Raw genomic sequence first — 23,926 nt, forward strand, 5'->3', positions numbered from 1 at the left:
CGCCGCTCGTATGGCTATTCCGGTGAAGAATCGAACGAAGTGTCGGTCGCCACGGTCTCGTCGGGATCTTCGGCTTCGAACCAGACCTCGGGCACTTCGGCGCTGGTGAATTCGAAGCGCGAATTGCCGCTCTGGATGCCGGCGGCGTCGAAGCGACGCTCCTGAAGAATCGTGCGACCGGTGCGCTCCACCAGCAGCACGCTGGAGCAGCGGGTGCCATAGCGTTCGTTCACGATGAACGGCGCGGACACCACGCGTTCCCAATCCTCCGGCAGACCGGTGGACGGCAGGTCGGGGCCGGTGGCCTGCTCACGATCCGCGAGCATGGCGAACAGATCTTCCGGTGAGACCTCCGGTTGCGACAGCAAGCTGTTGAAGCGCTCGCGGGTGCGCGCCAGCTTGGGCCACGGCGTATCGAGCAGATGATTGCTCAACCCGTACACGCCCGGCGCCAGCGCCCGGGGGTTCGGTCCGCGGTTGGAGAAGTAGTACAGCGCGCGCGTGCCGCCGACGAGCAGGTTGAAGCCCGAGTAGCGAGGTGCCGCGCCGCGCAGGTCGTCCAGGAATTCTTTCGGCGACGTAGCGCCGGTGAGGAAGCGCGGGATCAGCTGGCCGCGCGACGGGGCGTTCTCCACGGGCGCTTGCAGGTCGCGGTAGTTGGTCACGACGCCAAACCGCCCGGAGCGGGCCACCCCCAGCCAGGTGCCGTTGGCCTTGAGGTCCCGTCCGCCGAGGATGCGCGGATCGTCCTGCCACCAGTTCAGCGGCGCGGCCGGGCGGTCATGAAACTCGTCGCGGTTGCCGGCGAGGATCAAGCGGTAACGAGGATGGTGTTTCCAGGCGAGGACGAGCAGGCACATGGCGAGGGATTGTAGAGCAGCAGGTCTAACGGTGGATGAATACGCCTGAAAATAGGCGCATGGGTCGCGCATCAGCGGCGCGGCAATTGCCACATTCGTACGCCGGGCTCTTCCCGCAGCGGGCGCGCGGCGCCCGAGTCGTACCAATCCTCGACCAGCCGGAAGGAGATCGAATGCGTGATCGGCAGCGCGACCGCTCCGCCAGCGATCTCGGCGCGCGTCCACCAGCGTACGTCCTCTAGCTCGTCGTCGACTCGCGAGATATCCGTGCTACGGGCGTATGCCGTAAATCCCAGCATCAACGATGAGGGGAAGGGCCAGGGCTGCGACGAATGGTAGTCCACCGCGCCCACAGCCACGCCAGTTTCCTCTCGGACTTCACGCGCGACGGCGTCTTCCAGGCTCTCGCCCGGCTCGACAAACCCGGCAATCGTCGAGTACCGGCCCGGTGGCCAGCTTGCCTGGCGGCCGAGCAGGGCGCGCTCGCCGTCCGTGACCAGCACGATGACTGCTGGATCGATGCGGGGAAACTGCTGCGAACGGCAGCTTTCATTGCTGCATCTGAGCACGTGGCCGCCATCGACGGCCTCCGTCCGCGAGCCGCACCGGCCGCAGAAGCGGTGACTTTCGCGCCAGTGAATCATGGCCCGGGCGTACGCCAGCAGCCCGGCCTCGTCAGCCGGCAGAGCGCCGGCGAGCATGCGCAGGTCCTGGAAGTCCACGGCGGGGTCGGCCAGTTGCGGGCGTTCGCCTGACACACCGACAGCAAAAACGGCCTGGCCGCGAAACTCGCCCAACCACACGTAATCGGTGACCACGGTGGCGCCAAGCGCCTGCACGCCGGTGACGAAATGGGCGGTCACCAGTTCGCCCTGCCGAAGCACGGAATTGCGCGTTTGCCAGACCGGCACGAACAGCGTCCGCGGATCGGCCAGCACTGCCTGCACATGCGCCTCGTCCTTGCGACGGTGCGCGGCACGTTCGAGATAAGGTCCGGCGAGGATGTTGGGCGAGCGCGGTAGCATGCAAGCAGTTTATCAGTCGCGCATTACAGCGCGTGAACTGGAACAGGGGCTGCTGGGCCTGGCGCGTCGGACGCGCGCCCGTTTCAGTCTGCATGTCGGACAGGTGTGGCGACAAAGGTTGAATTTGTCGCGCAAGTAGTAGCTGTCGCAGTGTCGACAACGCACAGCGCGCAGGTCACCACTGCGGTTCAGCAGTTGAAGCAGGAACCACGCGTGCTCGAACGAGAGCGTAGGCGTGTTGAGTAGCTGTTGGTGTGTTTCGTACGCATCGCAGAACCGGCGGCCATAATCGAGCACGCCAGCTGGCTCGGTCGGCATCTTGTTCTTTATTGCATACAAGAGGCCGAAGGCGGCGAACGCGCTCGCTAACAGCGACGATTCGAACTGCGCGCGAGTGTTGCGGACGAAGAAGGTGACCTGCCGCGGCGATTTGCCACGGCGGCGGCGCACGGGCGCTTCGCTCAGCTCATGTGCATAGGATTTGTAGAGGCGACGAATGCGATCGTCCGTGAGGCCCGTGCATTCGCGAATCGTGCACGTACGCGCTTCATGACGAATCATGCGGAGCGCGAGGTCGTGCCGGCTGCGCTCGTTGCTGTACGAATCGTTATCCAGATCCATGCGAACTCCCTGTTCGGTGTGCCGTTCCGTTGCTGCGCCCGTTGACTTGTCTGCGGGCGCGCATAGTGTGCTCCGCAATTGACCTGCGCGTAAAGCTCCGAATACATTCGTCGCCCCTTTGGTTCGCAAGGAAGCGACATGTCATCGAGCTACACGGAAGAGTCTTTGGTTCACGATGCGAGCGCACATTCGATTGCTGTCGAGAGAGCGACACTAGATCGTGATGTCGAGGTGCGTGCACCTGTGCTCAATTCAGCGCTGCTCGCGCGGATTCGTCAGCTCAATCTGGACTACCTGGAGCTGCTCGTAGCGGAGCGCGACTCCACGAATAGCTCAACCCAACTGCAACACTTGCCGCCGCGACAGAGCGCGGCACTCTGCTCACTATCGCCCCGCGCCCTGCGTGCACTCGCGGCGATGCCTTACACCCTGTATTCACTAGGGTTCGAGGACGAAAATTTTTGGAATGCAGTGTGCGAGAACGCGACGTCGTCCGCGAGCGCGTTGGCTGTTCAGCGCTATGCGCGCGTGGGAGATGCGTCCGCGCAGTGTTCGTTCTGTGAATTGGCGCTGCTACATGCGTGGCATGTCGCGGGCAAGAACACAATGGCCGCGCGCATGGTGTACGCGATGCCTCATGCCACGGCCAAGCGGTTGGTGAACACACCGCTTTGGCAAATCAGATGCATTGCTGGAAGTTATGGCGAACTGATGATGCCTCGCTGGCCGACGAATCCCGCCTTCTGGCCAGATCTGATCCGCTTCGCCGCTTCTAACGACGCTCGCCGACTGCACATGACGCGCTTGCTCGGCACTCAACTGATCGCGGCTGAACTGGAAGTGGCGTGCGAAATCTCGCGCCAATGCCCGCGCATCGCTCCCGCGTTAGCTTCGCCTCGGCTGCGCGCGAGAAAGTTGCAAATGGCGCCGCGGGTGTCGGTGGGGATGAAAACATCGATCCATGATGAGGAGTCCAAATAAACAAAACGTGCGGCTCGGCGAGACGCGGCCAATGTAGCCGCGCGCTCGCGAGCTAGATACAGCCTTAAGTGGAAGTCGCGGACGCTATGTCGTAGCTGCGAGGCAAGGATGCCTAAAATCAATTTACGTGAGATCTATACCCGAACAGGTATTGTGATACCCGAGAATCGTAAGCCTTTGCACTGGGAGGGTTCCTCGAAGAAGAACTTCAAGGAGTTCCCGATTCCGGTTCAGAAGGACATGGGCGTGCGCTATTCGTCGTGCAGTTGGGCGGCACCCCTGATTCTGCCAAGCCATGGCGAGGGAACCGCTCGGGAGAGTACGAGTTGGTCGAGGATCATTGGGGTGGCGCCTTTCGCGCCGTCTATGGTGCGTATTGGCGATGTGCTGCACGCATTCCAGAAGAAATCCAGGTCCGGCACTGCGACGCCACGGCCCGATGTGGAGCTGATCGAGAAGCGAATGAAGTCGGTGCTCGCCCGGTACGAGGCGAGCAGGAGAGTGCAATGAGTCGCAAGGCCAAAAATCCCAAGGGCACCACCAACGTCCTGGTAGATCTCGGTTTCGAGGATGCGGAAGAGCTGTCGGTGAAGGCTATGCTCGCGATGAAGCTCAATAGTCTGATCGACCAGCGCAGCCTGAGCCAGACGGAGGCGGCTGCCATCATCGGCATGAGTCAGCCCAAGGTCTCTCAGGTCCGACGCTATCAGCTTCAGAACATCTCGCTCGAGCGCCTGATGCAGGCGCTGGTGTCGCTGGACCAACATGTCCAGATTGTTGTGCAGCCCGCGCGCCGCTCTCACGGGGCAGGTATTACTGTGGCTGCCTAGTGCCGGCGCGTGCTCAGTGCGGCTCGCGATTTTTTAGCGAGCTGGCCCGGGACACCGCGGCGTTCCCGAACTTGGCGCGGATGTCATCCAGCGCCGCATCGAGGTGCTTGTTCTTCTTCGACTCCTGCGCCGAAAACAATTCCAGCTGAGGCTGAGCCGTGAGATCGCCAGCGCCGACGCCGAGCAAGCGGATCGGTGTGCGAGGCTGCGCTTTAATCCACTCGTCGAGTAGTTTCGCCGCCGCGGTCGCAAGGGGCTTTGTTTCCTGGGTCGCCGGGCGAATAGCACACTGGCGCGTGTATGTTTTGAAGTCGTGCCGGCGAATCTTCACCGTCACGCGCTCCGACAACCAACCCTGCGCCCGCAACCGGGCCGCGGTTCGATCGGCCAACTGCACGAGCACAGCGTGCAGTTGCGATGGATCGACGATGTCCTTGTCGAAAGTCGTTTCCGAAGAGATCTGCTTTTCGTCGTAATCCGGAATGACCGGCCGATCGTCCTCGCCGGCAGCACGCGCCTTCATCTGCGATGTGTATTTTCCAAACACAGACCGCAGCGTCGCATCGGTGGCGAGCCGCAGATCGCGCAAAGTTACGATGCCGAGTCGCTCGAGCAGAGGAGCAGTCTTATTGCCAAGTCCGTGCAGCCGTCGAATCGGCAGCGGATCCAGAATCGTCGTCACCTGTTCCGGCGGCACCACGACCAACCCGTCGGGCTTGCGCAGGTCAGAGGCGATCTTCGCGACCAGCTTGTTGGGCGCGACCCCAACCGACGCCGTCAGCTGAGTCTGCTGCAAGATGAGCTGCTTGATCTGCTTCGCGATCGATTCGGCCGAGCCAAGCGCCGCTTGACTGTGCGTCACATCGAGAAACGCCTCATCGAGCGACAGTCCCTGAACCAAAGGGGTGAAGCGATGAAAGATCTCGAAGACGGCGTTGGAGACTGATTTGTACTGTTCGAAACGGGGCTTCACGCACACCGCGTGCGGGCACCGTTTCAATGCTTCGCGCATCGGCATGGCGGAGTGCACGCCGTATTTGCGCACTTCATAGGAAGCGGCCGCGACGACACCACGTCCGCCGAGGCCGCCCACGATCACCGGTTTACCGCGCAACTCGGGATTGTCGCGCATCTCAACGGACGCGTAGAACGCGTCCATGTCCACGTGCAGGATGGATCGCGTCACTTCACCGTGATCGTGATTTTCTTCGAAGTCACGATCGGATCGTGCGGCACGTGGCCGAAGTCGCCGAGCAACAGCTGCAACGTGTGCTTGCCGGGCTTGAGCTCCACGGTCGCTTCGGTCTGGCCTTTGCCGAAGTGCATGTGATTGGCGTCGGTCGGAATCGGCGCGCCGGCCGGCGGCAGGTCCGCGTCGATGATGAGGTGATGATGGCCGGTGTTGTCGAACGTGATGCCGGCCGGGGCGATGCCCATGCCCTTCAAGCCGAACCTCACCGTCACCGGACCCGTGACCGTCGCGCCGTCGGCGGGCGCGATGAAGTACACCTCAGCGCCGGCGGGTGAAGGCGTGCGCTTCGGGCCATCAGCGAGCGCGACGCCGGCGCCGATGGAAAGAGCAGCCACCGCGGCAAGCGCGAATCGAGCCTTGAGTTGGTTCATTCTTGGAGGACTCCGATTAAAGCGAATAAATCGAGCAAATGCGGGGATTGGATTTTCTGCCGCGCTCAGTTCCAGTAGCCATCCCTGGAGCGTCGGCCAGCCGTTACGTCCGTGTACCGGCGTTCGCGCGGTTCGACGCGACGTTAAGTCGCCTCGAACAGGCATCCGCGCTCACCCCACGCAAAAGGAGCGTACACAGCGAGGTGTACGCCCTTTAATGTACCCGCGCCGAGATCGCGGTGGAAGCGTTCAGAGCCTGGCTCAGTCCAACTTACAGGTCACTCGCGTTACGGTCGTACCCTCTGTGAAGTTCGGAACGTCAGCTCGCACCTTCATTCCCTCGGGGGTTGCGAATACGGCTGCCATGTGTTCGGGGCTGTCGAACCAAGCCTCGAAAATTCTATAGAACGCAGGTGGTGAGCCGTCGGCCTGCGGCAAACACTTGGCCGCCTCCATTTTGCGCGCACCCTTCATGGCATGGACCAGCGGCATGTGGACGCCGAGATAGTACTTCTCGAACTCATCGGGCTTCGGGGGATGTCCATAGAGGACCATCAATTTGATTCCGCCAGTGGATTGGCTGGCTTCGGCGGCGCTGGTCCCGGTCGCAGCAAGGCCGAGTGCAAGCGTCGAGATAGCAGTTCTTCGATCCATTTCCGAGTCCTTTTGCATGGCGAACTGATGTGTGTTGCAGGGAGTATGACGGTTGAGAGTGCTTGCGCGTAGTCATCGGCCGGTGATCTGTGAGGCCTGATGCTGAGCCATTCTTTCGTCGCAATCCGCAGCTGATGAGCGATCAAGGTGATCCATGCAGGCAATGGATCGAGCTCGCACGCAGTTGTTCCACGGATTCGCCCAGTTTTAACGCGCTTCTGCTCCAATGTCGAGGCATGACGGCGGCACGAGGCCAGTTGGATCGAACGATGACAAGCGGCGCAGAAGAGGCGTTCACTGCCTCGTTCAGTGGAAGGAGAAACATAACAAGCCGTTGCAGCCGAGGCGATTCGCCAGCGGCCTTTCGTGCTCGGAAGCAGCTAACAGAAGTAACCAAAGATCACGGGAGTCATTGAGAAATATCCTCGCAGCGTACTTGGCCGCCGTGATATATCGCGTCACTCAGGTCGTTCCATATTTGAGTGCGGCTGGAGAGAAAGGAGGGATGCGCAATGCGCGGCCAATCACTCACCTGCTTATTGAGTGCGCTCGCGTTTGGCTCGGCTGGTGCGGCGGAAGTCTCGAAGTCAGAGCCCGCAAGGACAGCGAATCGGGATGCGTTCGTGTGTCCCGTCACTGTCGTGAACGAAGGAAAGGGCGGCGTCTATGGCAACGAAGCGCTCGATGTGGTCTTGAATCCCGGAGGCAAATTCGTGTTCGCACCCGGAGGTGCAGGCTTTGTAGACCGAGACGGTGCCTTGGGAATCAAGGTCGGGTGGGAGCGCCGGAAGAAGGGGCCGCTGCAACTAAGCGGTCGTCGTCTGGACGGACCTGCGGGCCCCGCGCGCGCTTATATTTACGACTATGGCGACATCGGCTTCCAGCCGATCTACCTTGTCTTTCCGACGCCCGGTTGCTGGGAGATAACCGGCCGTGTAGCGGATGCCAGCCTGACGTTTGTAGCGGTCGTCGAGAAGATCGGGGATGGGCCTGGAAAGTTCGAAGGGCTTGGGAGTGGATGGCGGGTCAGCCGATGATTGGAGCCATTCGGAGGCTGAGGACAAGAGCGTTACTGCCATTGATTGCTGGGATTCCTCTTGCGACCTACGGTCACGATTCGGAGCAACATGACGACTCTGCGCCTGCAGATCCTCCGAGCGACTACGTGACCAAGCTCGAGGAAATGACCGCCATAGAGGCAGGAAAGGGCGAAAAAGATCCATCTCTTGCGAGGCAATGAGCACGGCTTCAAGAGCCTGTCCTTCATCCTCAAGCCACTTGCTGCAAATCCTCTGCAGAAAGCAGAGACCGAAGCGCCGTGACCCAACGATTGCTCGCTGGGACAGTGCCATGTCGGTTTCGTGTTTGTTTGTTCGTCTTTCAGGGGGACCGGCGCCGATCTCCGGCGCCGACGCAGCGAGGGCAGCATGGGCAAGGTAATCGTGGAACAGATCGTCAGCCTCGACGGGTACGCCGAGGATGCAGCTGGCGGTATCGATTTTTTCGTCAATGCGAACTGGGTCAACGAAGCCGATACTGAACAATTGCGGATGTTGTCCGGCGTGGCGGCCATCGTCCTCGGCGCAAAGACCTACCGCATGTTCGCGGACTACTGGCCATCCGCGGACCCGGCTGCCGAACCGATCGCGATTCCGATCAGGGAACTACCCAAGTTCGTCGTTTCCTCCGCGCTGGAATCGGCGCCTTGGGGAACGAACGATTCGGCGGAGATCCTCAGGGGTGACGCCGTGGCCGCGGTTCGCGGCCTTCGCCACCGATTCAGCGGCGACGTGATTGTCTGGGGCAGTTTGAGCCTGAGCGATGCGTTGTTGCGCGCAGACGAAGTCGACGTATTGCGCCTGCGCGTACTACCGGTGCTGCTTGGGCGGGGCAGATCCTTTACCCCGTCGGACATGAGCTTGCGCCGGTTGTCACTGGTCTCGGCGCAGTCGTTCACAGGCGGACTGGTCGTGCTGGAATACAATGCGAAATCCTAGCCAACGGCACCGGCGTGGAGCCGGCGTTACGCGTTGCCGACCCTGACCTGACGCAGCTCGACCGGCTGATGGCCGGCAGCCATGTCTTCGGTGTTGAAGTCGTCGACGTTGATGATGTCCATCACGCGCCGATCGTAGTCACGCAGCATCGCGGCTTCGGTCTCGGACAGGATGCCGGCTGCCAACGCCTGTTGAATCTGTCCGGGCAGATCGAGCGCCGTGATCCTGCCAGTCTTCACGCCGTCGACACGGATGCGCTTTTCCAATGGCTCGGCGGTTTCACTCAGCACCAGCGCTTCGTGCAGCAGGCCCAGCGGATTGGTCGGCTCGACTGTGCGATAAACGCCATCGGTCAGGCGATCGCGCGTGATCGTCGGGTGCATGACCTGATCGACCAACTGATGGCTGAGCGGATCCGACGGCGCGTGATACGTCTGGCCGCGCGGGAAAATGAACACCCGCATGAACCCCGCGAGGAACCGATTCGGGAAGTTGCGCAGGAAGCTGTGCAATTGTTCCTGAGCCTTGTACAGCAGGGTGCGGCACGCCCATTCCACCAGCGGCAGGTCGGCTTCCTGACGGCCCTGGTTCTCATAGTGTTTCAGCACCATCGACGCCAGATACATGCACGACAGCACGTCGCCGAGGCGCGCCGACAGGCTTTCTTTCTTCTTCAGATAGCCGCCGAGCGACAGCATCGCCACGTCGGTCGCGAAAGCAAACGACGCGCTGAAACGATTGATGTGTTGATAGAAACGTTGCGTCGGGCCTTCGGGGACCTTTGTGAAGCGCGCGAGCGTCAGCGCCATCACCATCGAGCGCACGGCATTGCTGATCGTGAAGCCGATGTGACCGAACAACGCCTTGTCGAACTCGATCGTGCCTTTGCGCTTGTCCTTGTCTTTCGCGGCATTCATCTCACGCAACACGAACGGATGGCAGCGAATCGCGCCCTGGCCGAAGATGATGAGGCTGCGCGTCAGCAGGTTCGCGCCTTCCACGGTGATGGCGACGGGCACCAGCTCATAGCCACGGCCCAGATAGTTCTTCGGGCCCAGGCAGATGCCTTTGCCGCCGTGAATATCCATCGCATCGTTCGCGATCACGCGGCCGTATTCGGTGAGGTGATATTTCAACATCGCGGAGGGCACCGAGGGCTTCTCTCCGCCATCGATGGCGCCGGCGGTGACGGAACGCGCCGCGTCCATGATGTAGGTCGTGCCGGTCATGCGAGCCATCACTTCCATCACGCCTTCGAACTGGCCGACGGACACGTTGAACTGACGACGAATGCGAGCATAGGCGCCGGTCGCGAACACCGCGGCCTTGGCTGCGCCGGTGGCGCTGGAGGGCAGTGAGATACAACGGCCGACCGACAACTGCTCGACCAGCATGCGCCAGCCCTGGCCGGCCATCTTGATGCCGCCGATCAGATAGTCGAGCGGCACGAATACGTCCTTGCCCTGGATCGGGCCGTTCTGGAACGGCGCGTTCATCGGGAAGTGACGACGGCCGATGGTGATGCCCGCGGTGTTGCGTGGGATCAGCGCGCAAGTGATGCCGTAGTCGGTCTTGTCATCGCCGAGCAGCTTGTCGGGATCGAACAGTTTGAACGCGAGACCGATGACGGTCGCGATCGGCGCGAGCGTGATGTAGCGCTTGCTGAAGTTCAGCTTCACGCCAAGGATCTCGCGACCTTCAAACGTTCCTTTACAGACCACGCCGAAATCCGGAATCGAGGCGGCGTCCGAGCCGGCGCGTGGGCCGGTCAAAGCGAAGCAGGGAACCTCTTCGCCACGAGCCAGGCGCGGCAGGTAGTAATCGCGTTGTTCCTGCGTGCCGTAGTGGAGCAGCAGTTCGCCAGGGCCAAGCGAGTTGGGCACCGCGACGGTGGACGCAACCACACCGGAGCGGCTCGACAGCTTCACGAGCACGCACGAATGAGCATACGCGGAGAATTCCAGGCCGCCATATTTCTTCGGGATGATCATCGCGAAGAAGCCTTTGCTCTTCACGTATTCCCAAATGTGCGGCGGCAGGTCGGCGCGACGATGGGTGATGTCCCAATCGTCGATCATACGGCACAGCTCTTCGCAGGGGCCGTCGATGAAGGCCTGCTCTTCGGCAGTGAGCTTCGGTGCGGCGGCGGAAAGCAGCTTGTCCCAATCCGGACCGCCGGTGAACAACTCGCCGTCCCACCATACGGTGCCGGCTTCGAGCGCGTCCTTTTCGGTTTGTGACATCGACGGCAGCATGCGTCGATAGATGCGCAGGAACGGGCGCGAGATGAAACGGATGCGCAGTGCGTCGATATTGAGGAACACCAGCACGGCGAGCGCCGTCCACAGCACCACCAGCAAGGGCAGCGAGGGGTCGCCAAACAAACCGTAGGCGAGCAAGCCGCCGCCGTACACCAGCGTCGTCGTCAGTAACGAAGCGCGGTTATAAGCAAGCGTCAGTGCGCCGAGCACGAACACCAGGAACCAGATCACGCTGCTCACGATGTGAACCTCTTGAAAGCTGTGCGCGGGACGAGGCCATAAGAGGGAGCGAATGTTTCAGTCGGAATGTCCGACAATGCGGTCACGGCCTGCTGTGTCGCGCGGTCCCGACGACAGTAACTTGCGCGGCGGACAGCGGCAAGTCGGGCAAGGCGTTAAATAAAAGAAAACGGCGAACGCATCCATATGATGCGTTCGCCGTTCAAGTGCGAATCGAAGTGCTGGCGAGGAATCTGTTAGATCAGTTCCTTCACGCCGTCCTTCTCTTCCAGCAGTTCCTTGTGGGTGGCATCCATGCGGGCGCGGCTGAAGTCGTTGACCGACAGACCCTGCACGATCTGGTACTCGCCGTTCTTGCAGGTCACCGGATAGCCATAGATGACGCCTTCCGGAATGCCGTAGCTGCCGTCCGACGGCACACCCATGCTGACCCAATCGCCTTCCTGCGTGCCCAACACCCAGTCACGGATGTGGTCGATGGCTGCCGAAGCGGCCGACGCCGCCGACGACTGGCCGCGGGCTTTGATGATGGCCGCGCCGCGCTGCTGCACGACCGGGATGAATGTTTCGGCGTACCACTTCTGATCGACCAGCGACAGCGCCGGCTTGCCGTCGACCGTGGCCTGGTGCAGATCGGGATACTGAGTGGCCGAGTGATTGCCCCAGATGATGGCCTTCTTGATCTTGGTGCTGTGGCTGCCAGTCTTCTCGGCGAGCTGCGACAGCGCGCGGTTGTGATCGAGACGAACCATCGCGGTGAAATTGCGAGGGTTGAGGCCAGGCGCATTGCGCTGAGCGATCAGCGCGTTGGTGTTCGCCGGATTGCCGACCACCAGCACGCGGACGTTGCGGTTTGCGACCGCATCGAGCGCCTTGCCCTGAGCCGAGAAAATCTGCGCATTGGCGAGCAGCAGATCCTTGCGTTCCATGCCCGGGCCACGCGGACGCGCGCCGACCAGCAGAGCGACATCGCAATCCTTGAATGCGACCTTGGCGTCATCGGTGGCGACGATCTTGTTGAGGGTCGGGAACGCGCAATCGTTGAGCTCCATCACCACGCCCTGCAGCGCGCCGAGGGCCGGCGTGATCTCCAGCAGGTGCAGATTGATCGGCTGATCGGGACCCAACATGGCGCCGGAGGCGACACGGAAGGCGAGGGCATAGCCGATCTGGCCGGCGGCGCCGGTGATGGCAACATTGACGGGCTTTTTCATGAGACCGCTCACTCCAAGACGACGAAGGGGACGACAACTGCATCGATAGGGGCGCGAATTCTAGCGTTTTCGATCTGCTTTCAGGAGCAAGGCGGCTACTCATCCGGTGAACGCAGCCTTCGCCTCGCGCGTCAGCCGCTCGATTCGAATCAATTGTTTGAATCGTCTGGTAATTTCCACGAGCTGCGCTTCGGAACACGGTGCAACGACAACGCTGGTCATGGAAATTTGCGAAGCCTGCGTACGGGTTTTGTGAAACATTACCGGCCCTTGGTGCGTTAGGCGGCGTTATCGGCAAGCCTGCGCCAGAGCTTTTTCTTGTAGGGCCTATATCGAGCACACGGACTAGATGACACGACTTGTCTGCGTTTCCAACCGGATTTCCCTGCCACGTAAATCGGCCGCGCCCGGTGGACTGGCGGTGGGCATACTCAGCGCGCTGAAGCGCACCGGCGGGCTGTGGTTCGGCTGGGGCGGTGAAACCGTCGAGACCGAGCCGGCCGACCCGGACATTCACATTCGCGAAGGCGTCAGCTACGCGACCATCGATCTGCGCCGCGCCGAATTCGAGCTCTATTACAACGGTTACTCCAACGATGTGTTGTGGCCGTTGTTTCATTACTTCTCCAAGGGCATGCGCTACTCGAACGAGCAGCGCGAGGCCTACGAGAACGTCAATCGCATCTTCGCGCAGAAGCTGCTGCCGCTGTTGCAGCCGCGCGATCTGATCTGGGTGCACGACTATCACCTGATTCCGCTCGGCCGTCGCTTGCGCGAGCTGGGCGTGCAACGGCCGGTGGGCTTCTTCCTGCACATTCCATTTCCAAACATCGAAATGCTCCGCGTGCTGCCGTGCTACTCGGAGCTGCTGCGCGATCTCACCAGCTACGATGTGGTCGGTTTCCAGACGCAGAACGATCTGCGCTCATTTCACAGCGGCATCGAGCATTTGTTTGGCGCCGAAGCGGTGCGGCCGGATGGGCGCATCCGCATCGGCGACCGCACGATCCGCGCCGAAGTATTTCCTATCGGCGTCGATGTAGCGGCGGTCGAGAATGAGGCGCTGGAAGCGAGCAGCTCGGATGTAGTGCGACGCATGACCGACAGTCTGGTCGGGCGCTCGTTGATGATGGGTGTGGACCGGCTCGACTACAGCAAGGGCCTGGTGGAGCGGTTCTCTGCTTATCAGCAGTTCCTGGAAACGCATCCGGAAAATCTCGGGCGTATTACATACATTCAGATCGCGCCGCTGTCGCGCACCGACGTGCGTGCATACGCAGAGATTCGTCAGGCGCTCGAACAGGCGGCGGGCCGCACCAATGGCCGCTTTGCCGACACCGACTGGACGCCGATTCGCTACCTCAACCGCAACTTCCCGCATGCCACGTTGATGGGCTTCCTGCGCGCAGCGAAGGTGGGGCTGGTGACGCCGTTGCGCGATGGCATGAACCTGGTCGCGAAGGAATTCGTCGCCGCTCAGGATCCGGCCGATCCGGGCGTGCTGATTCTTTCCAATCTCGCCGGCGCCGCGCGTGAGCTGGCGTCGGCGCTGCTCGTGAATCCCTACGATGTTCGCGGCGTGAGCCACGCGATTCAGGCGGCGTTATCGATGCCGCTGAATGAAAGGCGAGAGCGGCACGGCGACATGATGAAAGTGCTCCGACGCAACGACATCGCGGCCTGGACGCGCCGCTTCATGGAAGCGCTCGAGCAGACGCAGGCGCCGGAGAGCCGCGTCCGCGCCATCAGCAATCTGAAGTAGGTCAGCTGTCTCGCGACGTCGGCGGGCTGTGCTCGCCATTCTTTTCCAGCGTCGTGTGCGCGCCGGTTTGCGACTCCACGTAGTACACCCGCTGCGGCGTCGAGAACACGATGCGCTCTTTATTGAACCACTCCACCAGCCGCAGGTTGATGTCCTGCAGGATGTCCATGTGCTTGGCGTAGTCCGGCGTCAGCACGATGTACACCGCCTCGAAATCGAAGGACGCTGCGCCGATCTTGGCGAAGTGCGAGCGGTCGAATTTGATCGGCTGATGCGATTCGATCAGCTCGCGCACCTTGCCGGGGATCGCCTGTAACTTCTCCACGGGCGTCTGCTGATCGACGCTGAGATTGATCACGACGCGCCGCTGATTCATGCGCGAGTTGTTGCGCACGCGACTGCTGATCAGGTTCGCGTTCGGCATGATGATCTGCTCGCCGTTCAGGCTGCGCAGCCGCGTGCTTTTCACGCCGATGTATTCGACCGTGCCGTTGAAGTCATCGACCTGCAGGGCGTCGCCGACCACGAATGGCCGGTCGAGCGTGATCGACAGCGAGGCGAACAGATCGCCGAGAATGTTTTGAGCGGCGAGTGCGACGGCGATACCGCCGATGCCCAGACCGGCCAGCAGCGGCTTGATCTCGATGCCGAGGTTGTCCAGCGTCAGCAGCAGGACGAAGGACCAGATGGTCGCGCGGGCCAGGAAGCCGATGATGCCCATCGAGCTGGCGGCGGCCGGATCCGCCGCTTGCCGTTTGCGTTCCAGCGCGGCGATCACGGCGATCGTGGCCCACAGGCCGACCTGCCAGAAAATCGCAATCGTGAACAGGCTCAGGATGGCTTTGGTCACAGCTGGCGCCAGCGTCAGCCATTGCGAACCGATGAACAGCGCAGTGAGCAGCACGGTGAGCACGGTCGTGCGGCTTGCGACCTTGAGCGGCAGCTCCAGGAATTCGGTTTCCGGCGTGGCGGCGAGCTTCTGATAACGGGACCGGATCGCGCGCCGGATCAGCAGCAGCACCAGGAATACGGCCACGGCGACGCCGGCAGCGACTGCCAGCTCCCACAGCGTGTTGCCCATGTATGTAGCTTCGACCAGGTTCTCAACGTCCGTCATGTGCGGATCCCAAGCTCGACAATCGCGCAGGATATCGCGATGTGCCGCCGGTCAGAAGGCTCTGTTAATCTTGCGCACATTCTTACGGAGTCTGGACATCCAACCCGGTGCTATTCGAATCGGAACGATCTGGCGATGGGCTGACGCTGCGGCTGCGCGGCGGCTGGTGCATCGACAACCTTCGTGAGATCGAAAGCTCGCTCGCGCAACTGAACGAGCAGGGACGGCACGTCAAGCTCGACTTCAGCGGCATTGAAACATTGGACCTGTCCGGGGCCTGGCTGCTGCGTAACTGGCTGGAGCGCGCGAAGCACGCCGGCGGTCGTTTCGAAGTGGTGGGCGAGCGGCCTGCGCATTTCGCCTTCCTCGATGAGTTGCTCGAGCACAAGGCGGCCCAGCCGGGCGAGCCTGCGCCGGGCGCGACCTCGTTGCGAGACGCCGTAGTCTGGATCGGGCGAGGCGCGGTTCAGCAAGGCATCCAGACCCGCGATGCCGTCGGCTTTTTCGGCCGGATCGCCGCGACCATGCTTCGTTCCATGCGCAGCGCCCATCACCTGCGCCTGCCGTCCGTGGTCCGTCATATATATGAGACCGGCATCCAGGCCATCCCGATCGTCTCGTTGATTGCGTTCCTGATCAGCGTGATCGTGGCCTATCTCGGTGCGCAGCAGTTGCAAACCTTCGGCGCCGAGATCTTTACCGTCGACCTGGTGGCGATCTCGGTGCTGCGTGAGATGGGTGTGCTGCTCACGTCGATCATCGTCGCCGGCCGCTCCGGCAGCGCCTTTGCGGCGGAAATCGGCGTGATGCGCCTGAACGATGAGATCGATGCCCTGCAGTCCATGGGCGTGGATTTCTACGAGGTGCTGGTTGTGCCGCGCCTGATCGGCCTGGTCATCGCGCTGCCGCTGCTGACCATCATCGCCGACGCCATGGGCCTGGCCGGCGGCGCACTGCTGTCGTCGCTGCTGCTCGATATTCAATTGTCACAATTCATCCCTCGCGTGCAGGACGCGCTCGCGCCGACTACTTTCTGGGCCGGCTTGATCAAGGCGCCGGTGTTCGCGATGTTGATTGCGCTGGTCGGCACTTATCGCGGCATGCAGGTGCGCGACTCGTCCCGGGAGCTGGGCCGGCTCACCACCCTGGCGGTCGTGCAATCGATCTTCCTGGTGATCTTCGCCGACGCCATCTTCGCCGTGGTGTTCGTGGAGCTGGACTTCTGATGGAGAAGCGGTTGGCGGTTAGCGGTTGGCGGTTGGCGGTTGGTTCGGAGAAGAACCAAACCGGCCATTCTCTACCTCTTTGCCTTTTTCCGGCGCCAACCGCCAACCGCCAACCGCCAACCGCTAACCGCTATGGGCGGCCTGCATGAGCGAATCCCGGCAGCCTGTCATTTCCGTGCGCAATCTCGTCAATCGCTTCGGCAAACAAGTCGTGCACGACGGGGTGAACCTGGATGTGATGCCCGGCGAGGTGCTCGGCGTCGTCGGCGGCTCGGGCAGCGGCAAGTCGGTGCTGCTCAGGACCATGCTCGGACTGCAGCGGCCCTCGTCGGGGGAGGTGCGGATCGAGGGTCGGGATATCACCCAGATGAGCGACTCGGAACTGCTGTCCGTCAAGCGGCGTTACGGCGTGACTTTCCAGCACGGTGCGCTGTTCAGTTCGCTCACCGTGGCGGAAAACATCCAATTGCCCATTCGTGAGTATTTCGATGCCTCGCCGGAGGCGCTGGAGTCCTTGACCGAGCTGCGGCTGCGGATGGTCGGGCTGCCGGTGGACGCCGGCGGGAAGCTGCCTTCGCAGCTGTCCGGCGGCATGGTCAAGCGCGCCGCGCTGGCCCGGGCGCTGGCGCTGGATCCGGCCTTGTTATTTCTCGACGAGCCCACCGCCGGCCTCGATCCGATCTCGGCGGCCGGCTTCGACGAGCTGGTGACGTATCTGCATCGGGGCCTGAAGCTGACCATCGTCATGATCACCCACGACCTGGATACGTTGCTGGCCACCTGCAGCCGCGTGGCGGTGCTGGTTGACAGAAAAATCGTGGTCGATACGCTCGACGGCATCATGAAGAACCCGCATCCGTGGATTCAGGAGTACTTCCACGGCCCCCGCGCCCGGGCGGCGCAGGCGGCCGTGTAAGTCAGCATGGAAAGAGACGCTCATTACGTTGCGGTCGGCGCCTTCATCCTGCTGGTGGTCGCGATGGCCATCGGCTTCGTGCTTTGGTACACGGACGCGAACGACGGCCGCGAGTACGAGCGCTACGAGATTTATTTCACCGGCTCGGTGAGCGGCCTGGACCGCGGCAGCCCGGTTCGTTTCCTCGGCGTCGATGTCGGCCGGGTGCGCCGGCTCGCCATCGATTCCAGCGATGCCACTCGGGTCCACGTCGTGGTCGAAGTCGACAAGACCGCGCCGATCTCGGCCGCCACGCGCGCCAGCCTCGGACTGCAGGGCGTGACCGGTCTGCTCTATGTGAACCTCAAAGAAGCGTCCGATGTGGATCGCAGCGCGCCGCTGACGCAGGGCGAGCAATATCCCGTGATCGAGGCGGTCGAGTCCGATTTCGATGCCTTCCTCGCCAGCCTGCCGGAATTGATGGGGCGGGCGAACACGCTGCTCGAACGTATGCAGCGCGTGGTGTCCGATGAGAACCTCGCCGGCATCGCCGACACCATCAAGGGTATGCGCGACACGATGGTGACCATGCCGCAAACAGCGAAAGACGTGCAGTCGCTGGTCACGGAGCTGCGCTCGACGGTTGCCGAAATTCACGGCGCGTCCGAATCGTTGCGGGGCATGACGACCGATGCACGGCCTGAAGTGCAGCAGGCGCTGGCTCGCATGAACGACATCGCAAACAATCTCGCCGACGCTTCCAAGCGCATCGACAGCTTCACGCAAAAGAGCGAAGTGCAGCTCGGCAACTTCACCGAGCAGGGCTTGTTCGAGCTGGAGCGCTTGATGCGCGAAACACGCCAGGCGGCGCGTGAATTCCGCGACCTGTCGCGCAGCCTGCAGGAAAACCCGTCGCAGATTCTGTATGAGCCGCCGGAGAGCGGCGTCGAGATCAAGAAATGAGCACGCGCATGAGAACTGTGCTGGTCGCTACGGTTGCAGCGTTGGTTGCCGGCTGTAGTACGGGCTCGCTGTTCGACAGCGATGTGCCTGTGCCGAGCGCTTACGTGATTGCCCCTGCTGCTGCCGGCTCGCTCACCGGAGTGCCGGCTACACCGGTGGACCTGTCCATCGGTCGACCGGATTTTGCGCCGGGATTGGATAGCGACCGCATTGCCGTGCTGAAAGGGCGGCACCTCGATTACTACCGTGGCGTGCGTTGGGGCGCCCGCACCGTCGAGGTCGTGCAGAGCGTGCTGGTCGGTTCATGGAACGATCAGAACATCTTTCGCAGCGTCACGGCCGAGCAGGCGCGTGTCGCCAACGACTATATCGTCGACGTAGAAGTTCGGCATTTCGAGGTGAGCACGGCAGACGGCCAGCTTCCCGAAGTGCACGTGATGATCATCGGCCGCTTGATCCGTGTCGCCGATCGTAAGTTGGTGGCGACGGTGACGAGCGAAGCTCGCGAGCGTGCTTCCGAAGACCGCATGGGCGCGGTCGCGGCGGCGTTCGAATCCGCTGCTCAGAAAGTCTCCCTGGACCTGGCGAAGCAAACCGCAACGGTTGTCGCCGACGATCAGCCAAACCTGAAGAAAGTGCGCGGTGAGAGTGGCTAGAGCTTGGTTGGTTCTTGCCGCCGCGTGCCTGCTGCCGGCCGCCACCAGTGCGGATGAGCTGGATTTTTCGGGCACGGTCGGACGGATCTTCGATGGCGACAGCTTTCTCGTGCGGCCTGCGAAGGGCCGCGATGTCGACGTTCGCTTGCAGGACATCGACGCGCCGGAGAAATCCCAGCCCTACGGCAACACCGCCCGCGCAGCCCTCGTCAAACTGATCGCCGACCGGCAAGTGTTCGTCGATGTGATCGAGACCGATCGCTACGGTCGCAAGGTCGTGCGGGTGTATCGAGAGCCGGATCGGCTCGATGTCGCGAAGGCGATGGTGCGCGATGGTCACGTCTGGGTGTATCGGCGCACGATTCACGATCGGTCGTTCATCGAGCTCGAAGACGCGGCGCGTGCGAGTCGTCGTGGCTTGTGGGCGCTGCCTCCCGACGACCGATTGCCGCCGTGGCAGTATCGATACCTGCAGCGCCAGAAACCGAAGCGAGCCGCGCGTGTTGCGTTAGAAGGTGCTCAGGCCGGTGGCTTCCATCAAGCGATAGCGCCAGTAACGGCCGGTGTCGTCATCCTTCCAGGCGCCGAACGCGGCCGTGAAATTCGTTCCCGGTGGCCCGTCGTTATTCCACAGCCGGTCGAAATAGCTGATCAGCTCGATGCCCAGCGGTGACGCCGCGCCCAACTCCACCGCGACGTTCGCTTCCAGATTGTAATTGCCGATGTTGCGCCGGGTGAGGTTCGCCGAGCCCAGCGACGCGATCAGCCGGTCGCCGTGCGTTACCAGTGCGAGCTTGGTGTGGAATTGCTCGCCATGCGTGCGATACCAGCGCACCTGGATTTTTTCGTCGCTCTTTTTCACCAGCTCGCTGGCGACCGGACGATTCGGCACGCCGTCTTTCTGACGCCCGAATGCATCTTTGTTTGGATCGAGGATCAGCCGGACTTTCACGCCGCGCGACGCGCAGCTCAGCAGCGACTGCACGACCTTGCGATCCGAGAGATAAAACGTTGCGATGCTGACTGCGTCGCCGTTGCGCGTCGTGTCGATGGCGCCGACCAGGTGATCGCGAATCCCTTCCTCGGTGATGAATTGCAGTTGCACGGGATCGGCGGGCTCAGTCGTCGCGGCCTGCGGCGGCGACGTAGCATAGACGTGCCCTTTCCAGCCCGAGAAGCGCGCCACCGCCATTTCGCTGTTCACCATCTCCTGCGCCAGCGGGCCCGTGAATCGCAGCCCCACATTCGAATGCGAGCTGCTGCCGTCGTGCGGATTCGCCGAGGTGACCATGCCGGTCAGCGTGCCGTCCGCACGATCGGCAACGATGACCTTGCGATGATTTGCTTTGAAGTTCGCCAGCGCCAGCCAGCTGCGAAACGTAATCGGCGGACTGCCCGGCGGCGCAAAGGGATTCATCATCGAGCCGCCGTCCGGCGAGTTGCCCCACCATTGCAGGAACATGCGCCACAGCGCCGAATAGATGGCATTGGAGTCGCGCAGCCGGTCCAGATCCGTGCTGACGACTTCGATGCCGGCGGCGCGCAGCTCGTTCAACAGAGGCGACGGCATGCCGCCGTACACATCATTGATAGGGTCGGTAATGAGCAGAACTTTCAGTTCTGGATTGGCCGCCTTGCGCGCGAGCAGCCTGTCGGCGAGCTGGCGGCTGAGCGGGCGGTAGACGCCGTCGGCCGCGCCCATCATGTCGTTGAGCAAAAAGAAATCCGCAATCACGAACGACTGCGCCTGATCGATGATGTCGAACACTGCATCGAAGATGCGCTGCTCGCGAACGGTTTTGCCGTCCGGCAGCGCGGTCGTGAGGTCATAGAGAAACTGCACGTCGCTTGCTGCAGCGGTGATGAGCGGTGAGCTCACCTCGGTGCCGGGTGGCATGGGCTTGCTGACATTCCACGCCGCAACTGCCGCCCACCACGCGAGGAATGCCCACCACAGCCAGCGTTTCTGGAAGCGCCGAGCCGGCGCCGATTCTTCTTCTAACAAGGAATCCATGCCCGAATTGTAGTGGGCCTCGCGCGGCAACGCTGCAACCCAGTGTTTGTTTCCGGACCTGCGTCGCGCCGTTCTTTACTTTTTCCAGTCGCGCGCCCGGGCGGCCTGTTCCTGTTCGCGATCCAGCGCCTCGCCTGCCATGCTTTGCTCGACTGCTTCGAGAATGGCCGGCGGCAGCTCGGTGCCGGCCATGCGATAGTCGCCGTCCTTAGCGTCGGCAGCGCCTTCGCTCAGGGCGCGGACTTTCCATTCGTCCGGCTCGCGGCACGCGAACCCAGCTGTCGAAGAGGTGACGAATGTGCGGCAGTAATCGCCGCTCGTAGCGCGGAATGTCAGACCGATCCGAACCTTTGCACCCGTGTCCTCACCACCGATTTGATCGGTCAGTGCAGCCGACAGCTCGCCGCGTGCGACGATGCCGTCGGCCCGGGTTGCAAACAGATCAGAACGCGAAGGCTGCAGAGCGGTGCGTCCGGCGAGAATGCCGATGATCAGGCTGGCAGCGATCGACGTCCATTCCACCCACGACCAACGTCGCGGATGTGCGGCCCGCTCCTTGGCCACGCGAGCTGCTTTGAGATCGGTGACGGTCGCGGGCTGTGCGGGCGATGACGCTGCGGCCTCGAGCAGACGATCGGGAATGGGCTCGTCGAGTACGCCATCGAACGCGACGCCGACGTCGGCCCGCAGACTGCGATGCTTCGCGACGCGCTCGGCAATCGACGGATCGAGCGCCATCGCAGCTTCAATCTGGCGGCGCAGGTCGGCGTCGACTTCGTCGTCGGCATACGCCATCAGGATTTCATCCGAGAACTGCATGGTCCACCTTCATTCCAGCTGCTTTTGCAGCGCCTCGCGGCCCCGCGCCAGCCGGCTCGTCAACGTCCCGATCGGCACGTCCAGCGCCGCGGCCGCTTCCTTGTACGAGAGCCCTTCGACCAGCACCAGCGCCACAGCCAGCCGCTGCTCCTCCGGCAGCGACGCCATCGCTCGCTGCACCGATAACAAACGCAGCTGCGCCTCGCTGGCGTTATCGGGTACGTCGAGGCCGGCCTCTTCCGGCGCCAGGAACCTTCCCTGCCGGCCGCGAGCCCGAGCTTCATCGATCCAGGCATTGCGCATGATGCCGAACATCCAGCTGTGAAACGGCGCCTCCGGCCGCCACTGCTCATAGCGCGCCAGCGCGCGCTCGATCGAAATCTGCACCAGATCGTCCGCATCCGCCGGATTGCGAGTGATCGCGCGGCCAAAACGCCGCAGCCTGGGCAGAAGCGCCACGATCTGCTCGCGCACCTGCTGCAAGGAGGACTTCGAGCTTGCGGGTGTCTCGCTCATTACTACGAGTTCGAGGCCGGGTTTATTCCCGAGCGGTCAAAATGATTGTGCCCCAACCTGACGCCGGCGGGCGACTTGGAAGAATCTGGGTTCCTGGCGCGTATATTCATGAAGATGGTTGAGCGTACTCATGTTCCCGACTAAGTCCACCGTGCTTGCCGTGCTGCTGCTCGCGGTCGGCGGGGCGGCGCGCGCGCAGGTCATGCTGCCGCAGGTACAGGTGCCTAATTTGCCTGGGCTGCCGACCGAACCGCTCAATCGCACCGTCAACGGCGTGCTTGACCAAGCCGATCCGCAGCGGCTGCGTGATCTGCGGCGGGTGCGGATTCGTAGTCTGCTTCGGACCAATCGGACGGTCCTCGAAGCCGACCCCCGCGGCGCGCCGATCGTTCGCAACGAGGTCGTGGCCTTGTCGCCTACGCAGGCTGCGTTGGAGCGCGCACGTGCGGCTGGATTCGCGATTGGACGGACGAGGACGTTGGAAGGGCTGGATGTTTCCATCGTCGTCCTGCAGGCCCCGCAAGGGATGTCGACTCGGCGAGCGCTGGAGCGGTTGCGCCGGGAGGACCCTGAGGGGACGTACGATTACAACCATGTTTATTTGGAGAGCGGGGAAGTTGGTGCGGCAGCTGTAAGCAATGAGGCAGCGCTGGCTCGGATGGCCGGCACGATGAATGAAGCGATTCGCGGCCTGCAGGTTGCCGCGATTGCGGCCGGCGTTGGTTCGTCCGCCGTCGCGGGCAAGGTTGGGTTGATTGACGGTGGCCTACAGCGTTCTCATCCCGTGTTCAACGGCGTGAACGTGCGCGAGCACGGCTGCGCTGGCGGCGCGGTGCCGAGCGCGCATGGGACGGCGGTTGCTTCTTTGATGGTCGGGCAGGGCGATGTGTTTCATGGCGCCGCGCCGGGCGCGGAGTTGTTTGCAGCGGATGTTTATTGCGGGTTGGCGACCGGCGGTGCGCTCGATTCCGTCGCTGAAGCGTTTGCCTGGATGTCGAGGGAAAAGGTTCCTGTCATCAATATCAGTTTGGTCGGGCCTGACAACGTGTTGCTCGAACGGATCGTTCGTCTGGTCACGGCGCGAGGACACATTATCGTCGCTGCGGTGGGTAACGATGGCCCGAGTGCTCCGCCTTTGTTTCCTGCTGCTTACCCTGAAGTCGTCGCGGTCACCGGCGTCGATGCGAAACAACGAGTGCTCGTGGAAGCGTGTCGAGGCAAGCACGTCGATTTCGCCGCGCCGGGAGCGGACATGTCCGCCGCCGCTATCGCGGCTCCCTTCGGGGTAGTGCGCGGGACTTCGTTTGCCGCGCCGATCGTTGCTGGGCTGCTGGCGCGCCAGCTCCTGGCTGTCGATAAATCCCAGGCTGACGTTGCTGTTGCTGGGCTCATCGCTCAGGCAACGGATTTAGGGGCGCGCGGCGCAGACAAGATCTATGGCAACGGGCTCGTGGGCCAGGATCTCCGTCCACCTGAACAACTTTCCTCGGCTGCGCAGTGAACGCGGCTTTGCGGCCCGAAGCCTCCTGAAAGTTACGTCATGCTCTGTGCGGTCTTATGAACGCCGGCGCAGTGCCTCCGGCCCAAAGTTGACCTGTGCGTCTCGTCATAACCAAACGCGCGGCTCGCCTCACTCAATGCAATATGCGGTC

The 23,926-nt window shown here is 62.4% G+C and carries 22 protein-coding genes and 2 pseudogenes; 12 read left to right on the forward strand and 12 right to left on the reverse strand.

Translation table 11 applies throughout. The features are described 5' to 3' along the window. Positions 1 to 14: 14 nt before the first annotated feature. The 3 genes from EK373_RS05400 to EK373_RS05410 are packed head-to-tail and all read right to left on the reverse strand — an operon-like array spanning position 15 to position 2,506. Positions 15 to 953 (reverse strand): NRDE family protein, encoded by a 939-nt coding sequence (locus tag EK373_RS05400; protein ID WP_198683086.1) that lies wholly within the window; start codon positions 951 to 953, stop codon positions 15 to 17. Further along, entirely contained in the window at positions 932 to 1,885 is a 954-nt protein-coding gene (gene nudC, locus EK373_RS05405) for an NAD(+) diphosphatase (protein WP_129641697.1), read from the reverse strand. Before nudC ends, EK373_RS05400 begins: the two co-directional genes overlap by 22 nt. A gap of 12 nt (positions 1,886 to 1,897) precedes the next feature. After that, a complete protein-coding gene (locus EK373_RS05410) occupies positions 1,898 to 2,506 on the reverse strand; it encodes a FlhC family transcriptional regulator (protein ID WP_129641698.1) in 609 nt (202 codons plus the stop codon). A 417-nt stretch (positions 2,507 to 2,923) separates the two neighbouring features. Between EK373_RS05410 and EK373_RS05415 the strand changes: the two genes are divergently transcribed. From EK373_RS05415 to EK373_RS05425, 3 genes and pseudogenes are all read left to right on the forward strand, one after another. Further along, complete coding sequence (locus EK373_RS05415; RefSeq protein ID WP_129641699.1) at positions 2,924 to 3,487, forward strand: hypothetical protein; 564 nt, start codon at positions 2,924 to 2,926, stop codon at positions 3,485 to 3,487. A 108-nt stretch (positions 3,488 to 3,595) separates the two neighbouring features. Then, a pseudogene (locus EK373_RS05420) lies at positions 3,596 to 3,997 on the forward strand (type II toxin-antitoxin system RelE/ParE family toxin). Further along, positions 3,994 to 4,317 (forward strand): helix-turn-helix domain-containing protein, encoded by a 324-nt coding sequence (locus tag EK373_RS05425; protein WP_129641700.1) that lies wholly within the window; start codon positions 3,994 to 3,996, stop codon positions 4,315 to 4,317. The pseudogene EK373_RS05420 and the gene EK373_RS05425 overlap by 4 nt, the downstream one beginning before the upstream one ends. A 13-nt stretch (positions 4,318 to 4,330) precedes the next feature. Here the strand turns inward: EK373_RS05425 and EK373_RS05430 are convergent, their stop codons facing one another. From EK373_RS05430 to EK373_RS05440, 3 genes are all read right to left on the reverse strand, one after another. Beyond that, positions 4,331 to 5,503: a DNA polymerase IV gene (locus EK373_RS05430; RefSeq protein WP_129641701.1), complete on the reverse strand. Its 1,173-nt coding sequence runs from the start codon at positions 5,501 to 5,503 to the stop codon at positions 4,331 to 4,333. Next, complete coding sequence (locus EK373_RS05435; protein ID WP_129641702.1) at positions 5,500 to 5,940, reverse strand: DUF4399 domain-containing protein; 441 nt, start codon at positions 5,938 to 5,940, stop codon at positions 5,500 to 5,502. Before EK373_RS05435 ends, EK373_RS05430 begins: the two co-directional genes overlap by 4 nt. A gap of 261 nt (positions 5,941 to 6,201) precedes the next feature. After that, the gene (locus EK373_RS05440) at positions 6,202 to 6,594 is read right to left on the reverse strand and encodes an EthD family reductase (protein WP_157994227.1); all 393 of its coding nucleotides are present in this window, start codon (positions 6,592 to 6,594) and stop codon (positions 6,202 to 6,204) included. A 512-nt stretch (positions 6,595 to 7,106) separates the two neighbouring features. Here EK373_RS05440 and EK373_RS05445 point away from each other — a divergent pair. Both EK373_RS05445 and EK373_RS05450 read left to right on the forward strand, forming a co-directional pair. Next, entirely contained in the window at positions 7,107 to 7,631 is a 525-nt protein-coding gene (locus EK373_RS05445) for a hypothetical protein (protein ID WP_129641704.1), read from the forward strand. 390 nt (positions 7,632 to 8,021) lie between these two features. After that, a complete protein-coding gene (locus tag EK373_RS05450) occupies positions 8,022 to 8,591 on the forward strand; it encodes a dihydrofolate reductase family protein (protein WP_129641705.1) in 570 nt (189 codons plus the stop codon). Positions 8,592 to 8,617: 26 nt separating this feature from the next. On the opposite strand, the gene EK373_RS05455 is transcribed toward EK373_RS05450, so the two are convergent. After that, positions 8,618 to 11,092: an acyl-CoA dehydrogenase gene (locus EK373_RS05455; RefSeq protein ID WP_129641706.1), complete on the reverse strand. Its 2,475-nt coding sequence runs from the start codon at positions 11,090 to 11,092 to the stop codon at positions 8,618 to 8,620. Positions 11,093 to 11,328: 236 nt separating this feature from the next. After that, positions 11,329 to 12,306, reverse strand: a complete 978-nt coding sequence (locus EK373_RS05460) for a malate dehydrogenase (protein ID WP_129641707.1) — start codon at positions 12,304 to 12,306, stop codon at positions 11,329 to 11,331. A gap of 349 nt (positions 12,307 to 12,655) precedes the next feature. Here EK373_RS05460 and otsA point away from each other — a divergent pair, with 349 nt between their 5' ends. Continuing rightward, positions 12,656 to 14,068, forward strand: a complete 1,413-nt coding sequence (gene otsA / locus EK373_RS05465; RefSeq protein ID WP_129641708.1) for an alpha,alpha-trehalose-phosphate synthase (UDP-forming) — start codon at positions 12,656 to 12,658, stop codon at positions 14,066 to 14,068. 1 nt (position 14,069) lies between these two features. Here otsA and EK373_RS05470 read toward each other — a convergent pair whose 3' ends face one another. Further along, positions 14,070 to 15,185: a mechanosensitive ion channel family protein gene (locus EK373_RS05470; protein WP_129641709.1), complete on the reverse strand. Its 1,116-nt coding sequence runs from the start codon at positions 15,183 to 15,185 to the stop codon at positions 14,070 to 14,072. Positions 15,186 to 15,292: 107 nt separating this feature from the next. On the opposite strand from EK373_RS05470, the gene EK373_RS05475 reads away from it, so the two are divergent. From EK373_RS05475 to EK373_RS34130, 5 genes are all read left to right on the forward strand, one after another. Then, a complete protein-coding gene (locus tag EK373_RS05475; protein ID WP_129641710.1) occupies positions 15,293 to 16,411 on the forward strand; it encodes an ABC transporter permease in 1,119 nt (372 codons plus the stop codon). Positions 16,412 to 16,556: 145 nt separating this feature from the next. Further along, complete coding sequence (locus tag EK373_RS05480) at positions 16,557 to 17,327, forward strand: ABC transporter ATP-binding protein (protein WP_129641711.1); 771 nt, start codon at positions 16,557 to 16,559, stop codon at positions 17,325 to 17,327. Positions 17,328 to 17,333: 6 nt separating this feature from the next. Then, complete coding sequence (locus tag EK373_RS05485; protein WP_129641712.1) at positions 17,334 to 18,269, forward strand: MlaD family protein; 936 nt, start codon at positions 17,334 to 17,336, stop codon at positions 18,267 to 18,269. Between the two features lie 8 nt (positions 18,270 to 18,277). Next, on the forward strand, positions 18,278 to 18,925 hold the full coding sequence (locus tag EK373_RS05490) for an ABC-type transport auxiliary lipoprotein family protein (RefSeq protein ID WP_157994228.1): 648 nt from the start codon (positions 18,278 to 18,280) through the stop codon (positions 18,923 to 18,925). Beyond that, complete coding sequence (locus tag EK373_RS34130) at positions 18,918 to 19,598, forward strand: thermonuclease family protein (RefSeq protein ID WP_157994229.1); 681 nt, start codon at positions 18,918 to 18,920, stop codon at positions 19,596 to 19,598. Before EK373_RS05490 ends, EK373_RS34130 begins: the two co-directional genes overlap by 8 nt. Positions 19,599 to 19,613: 15 nt before the next feature. On the opposite strand, the pseudogene EK373_RS05500 reads toward EK373_RS34130, so the two are convergent. The 3 genes and pseudogenes from EK373_RS05500 to EK373_RS05510 all read right to left on the reverse strand — a co-directional run. Further along, positions 19,614 to 20,939 (reverse strand): annotated as a pseudogene (locus tag EK373_RS05500) (phospholipase D-like domain-containing protein); the annotation flags it as partial. Positions 20,940 to 21,014: 75 nt separating this feature from the next. After that, entirely contained in the window at positions 21,015 to 21,758 is a 744-nt protein-coding gene (locus tag EK373_RS05505; RefSeq protein ID WP_129641716.1) for an anti-sigma factor family protein, read from the reverse strand. A gap of 9 nt (positions 21,759 to 21,767) precedes the next feature. Next, positions 21,768 to 22,274 (reverse strand): RNA polymerase sigma factor, encoded by a 507-nt coding sequence (locus EK373_RS05510; protein ID WP_129641717.1) that lies wholly within the window; start codon positions 22,272 to 22,274, stop codon positions 21,768 to 21,770. A 130-nt stretch (positions 22,275 to 22,404) separates the two neighbouring features. Between EK373_RS05510 and EK373_RS05515 the strand changes: the two genes are divergently transcribed. Beyond that, positions 22,405 to 23,775, forward strand: a complete 1,371-nt coding sequence (locus EK373_RS05515) for a S8 family serine peptidase (protein WP_129641718.1) — start codon at positions 22,405 to 22,407, stop codon at positions 23,773 to 23,775. The last annotated feature ends 151 nt before the right edge of the window (positions 23,776 to 23,926 follow it).

It is taken from the genome of Peristeroidobacter agariperforans (assembly GCF_004138335.1).
In the GTDB taxonomy this organism is placed as follows: Bacteria; Pseudomonadota; Gammaproteobacteria; order Steroidobacterales; family Steroidobacteraceae; genus Steroidobacter; species Steroidobacter agariperforans.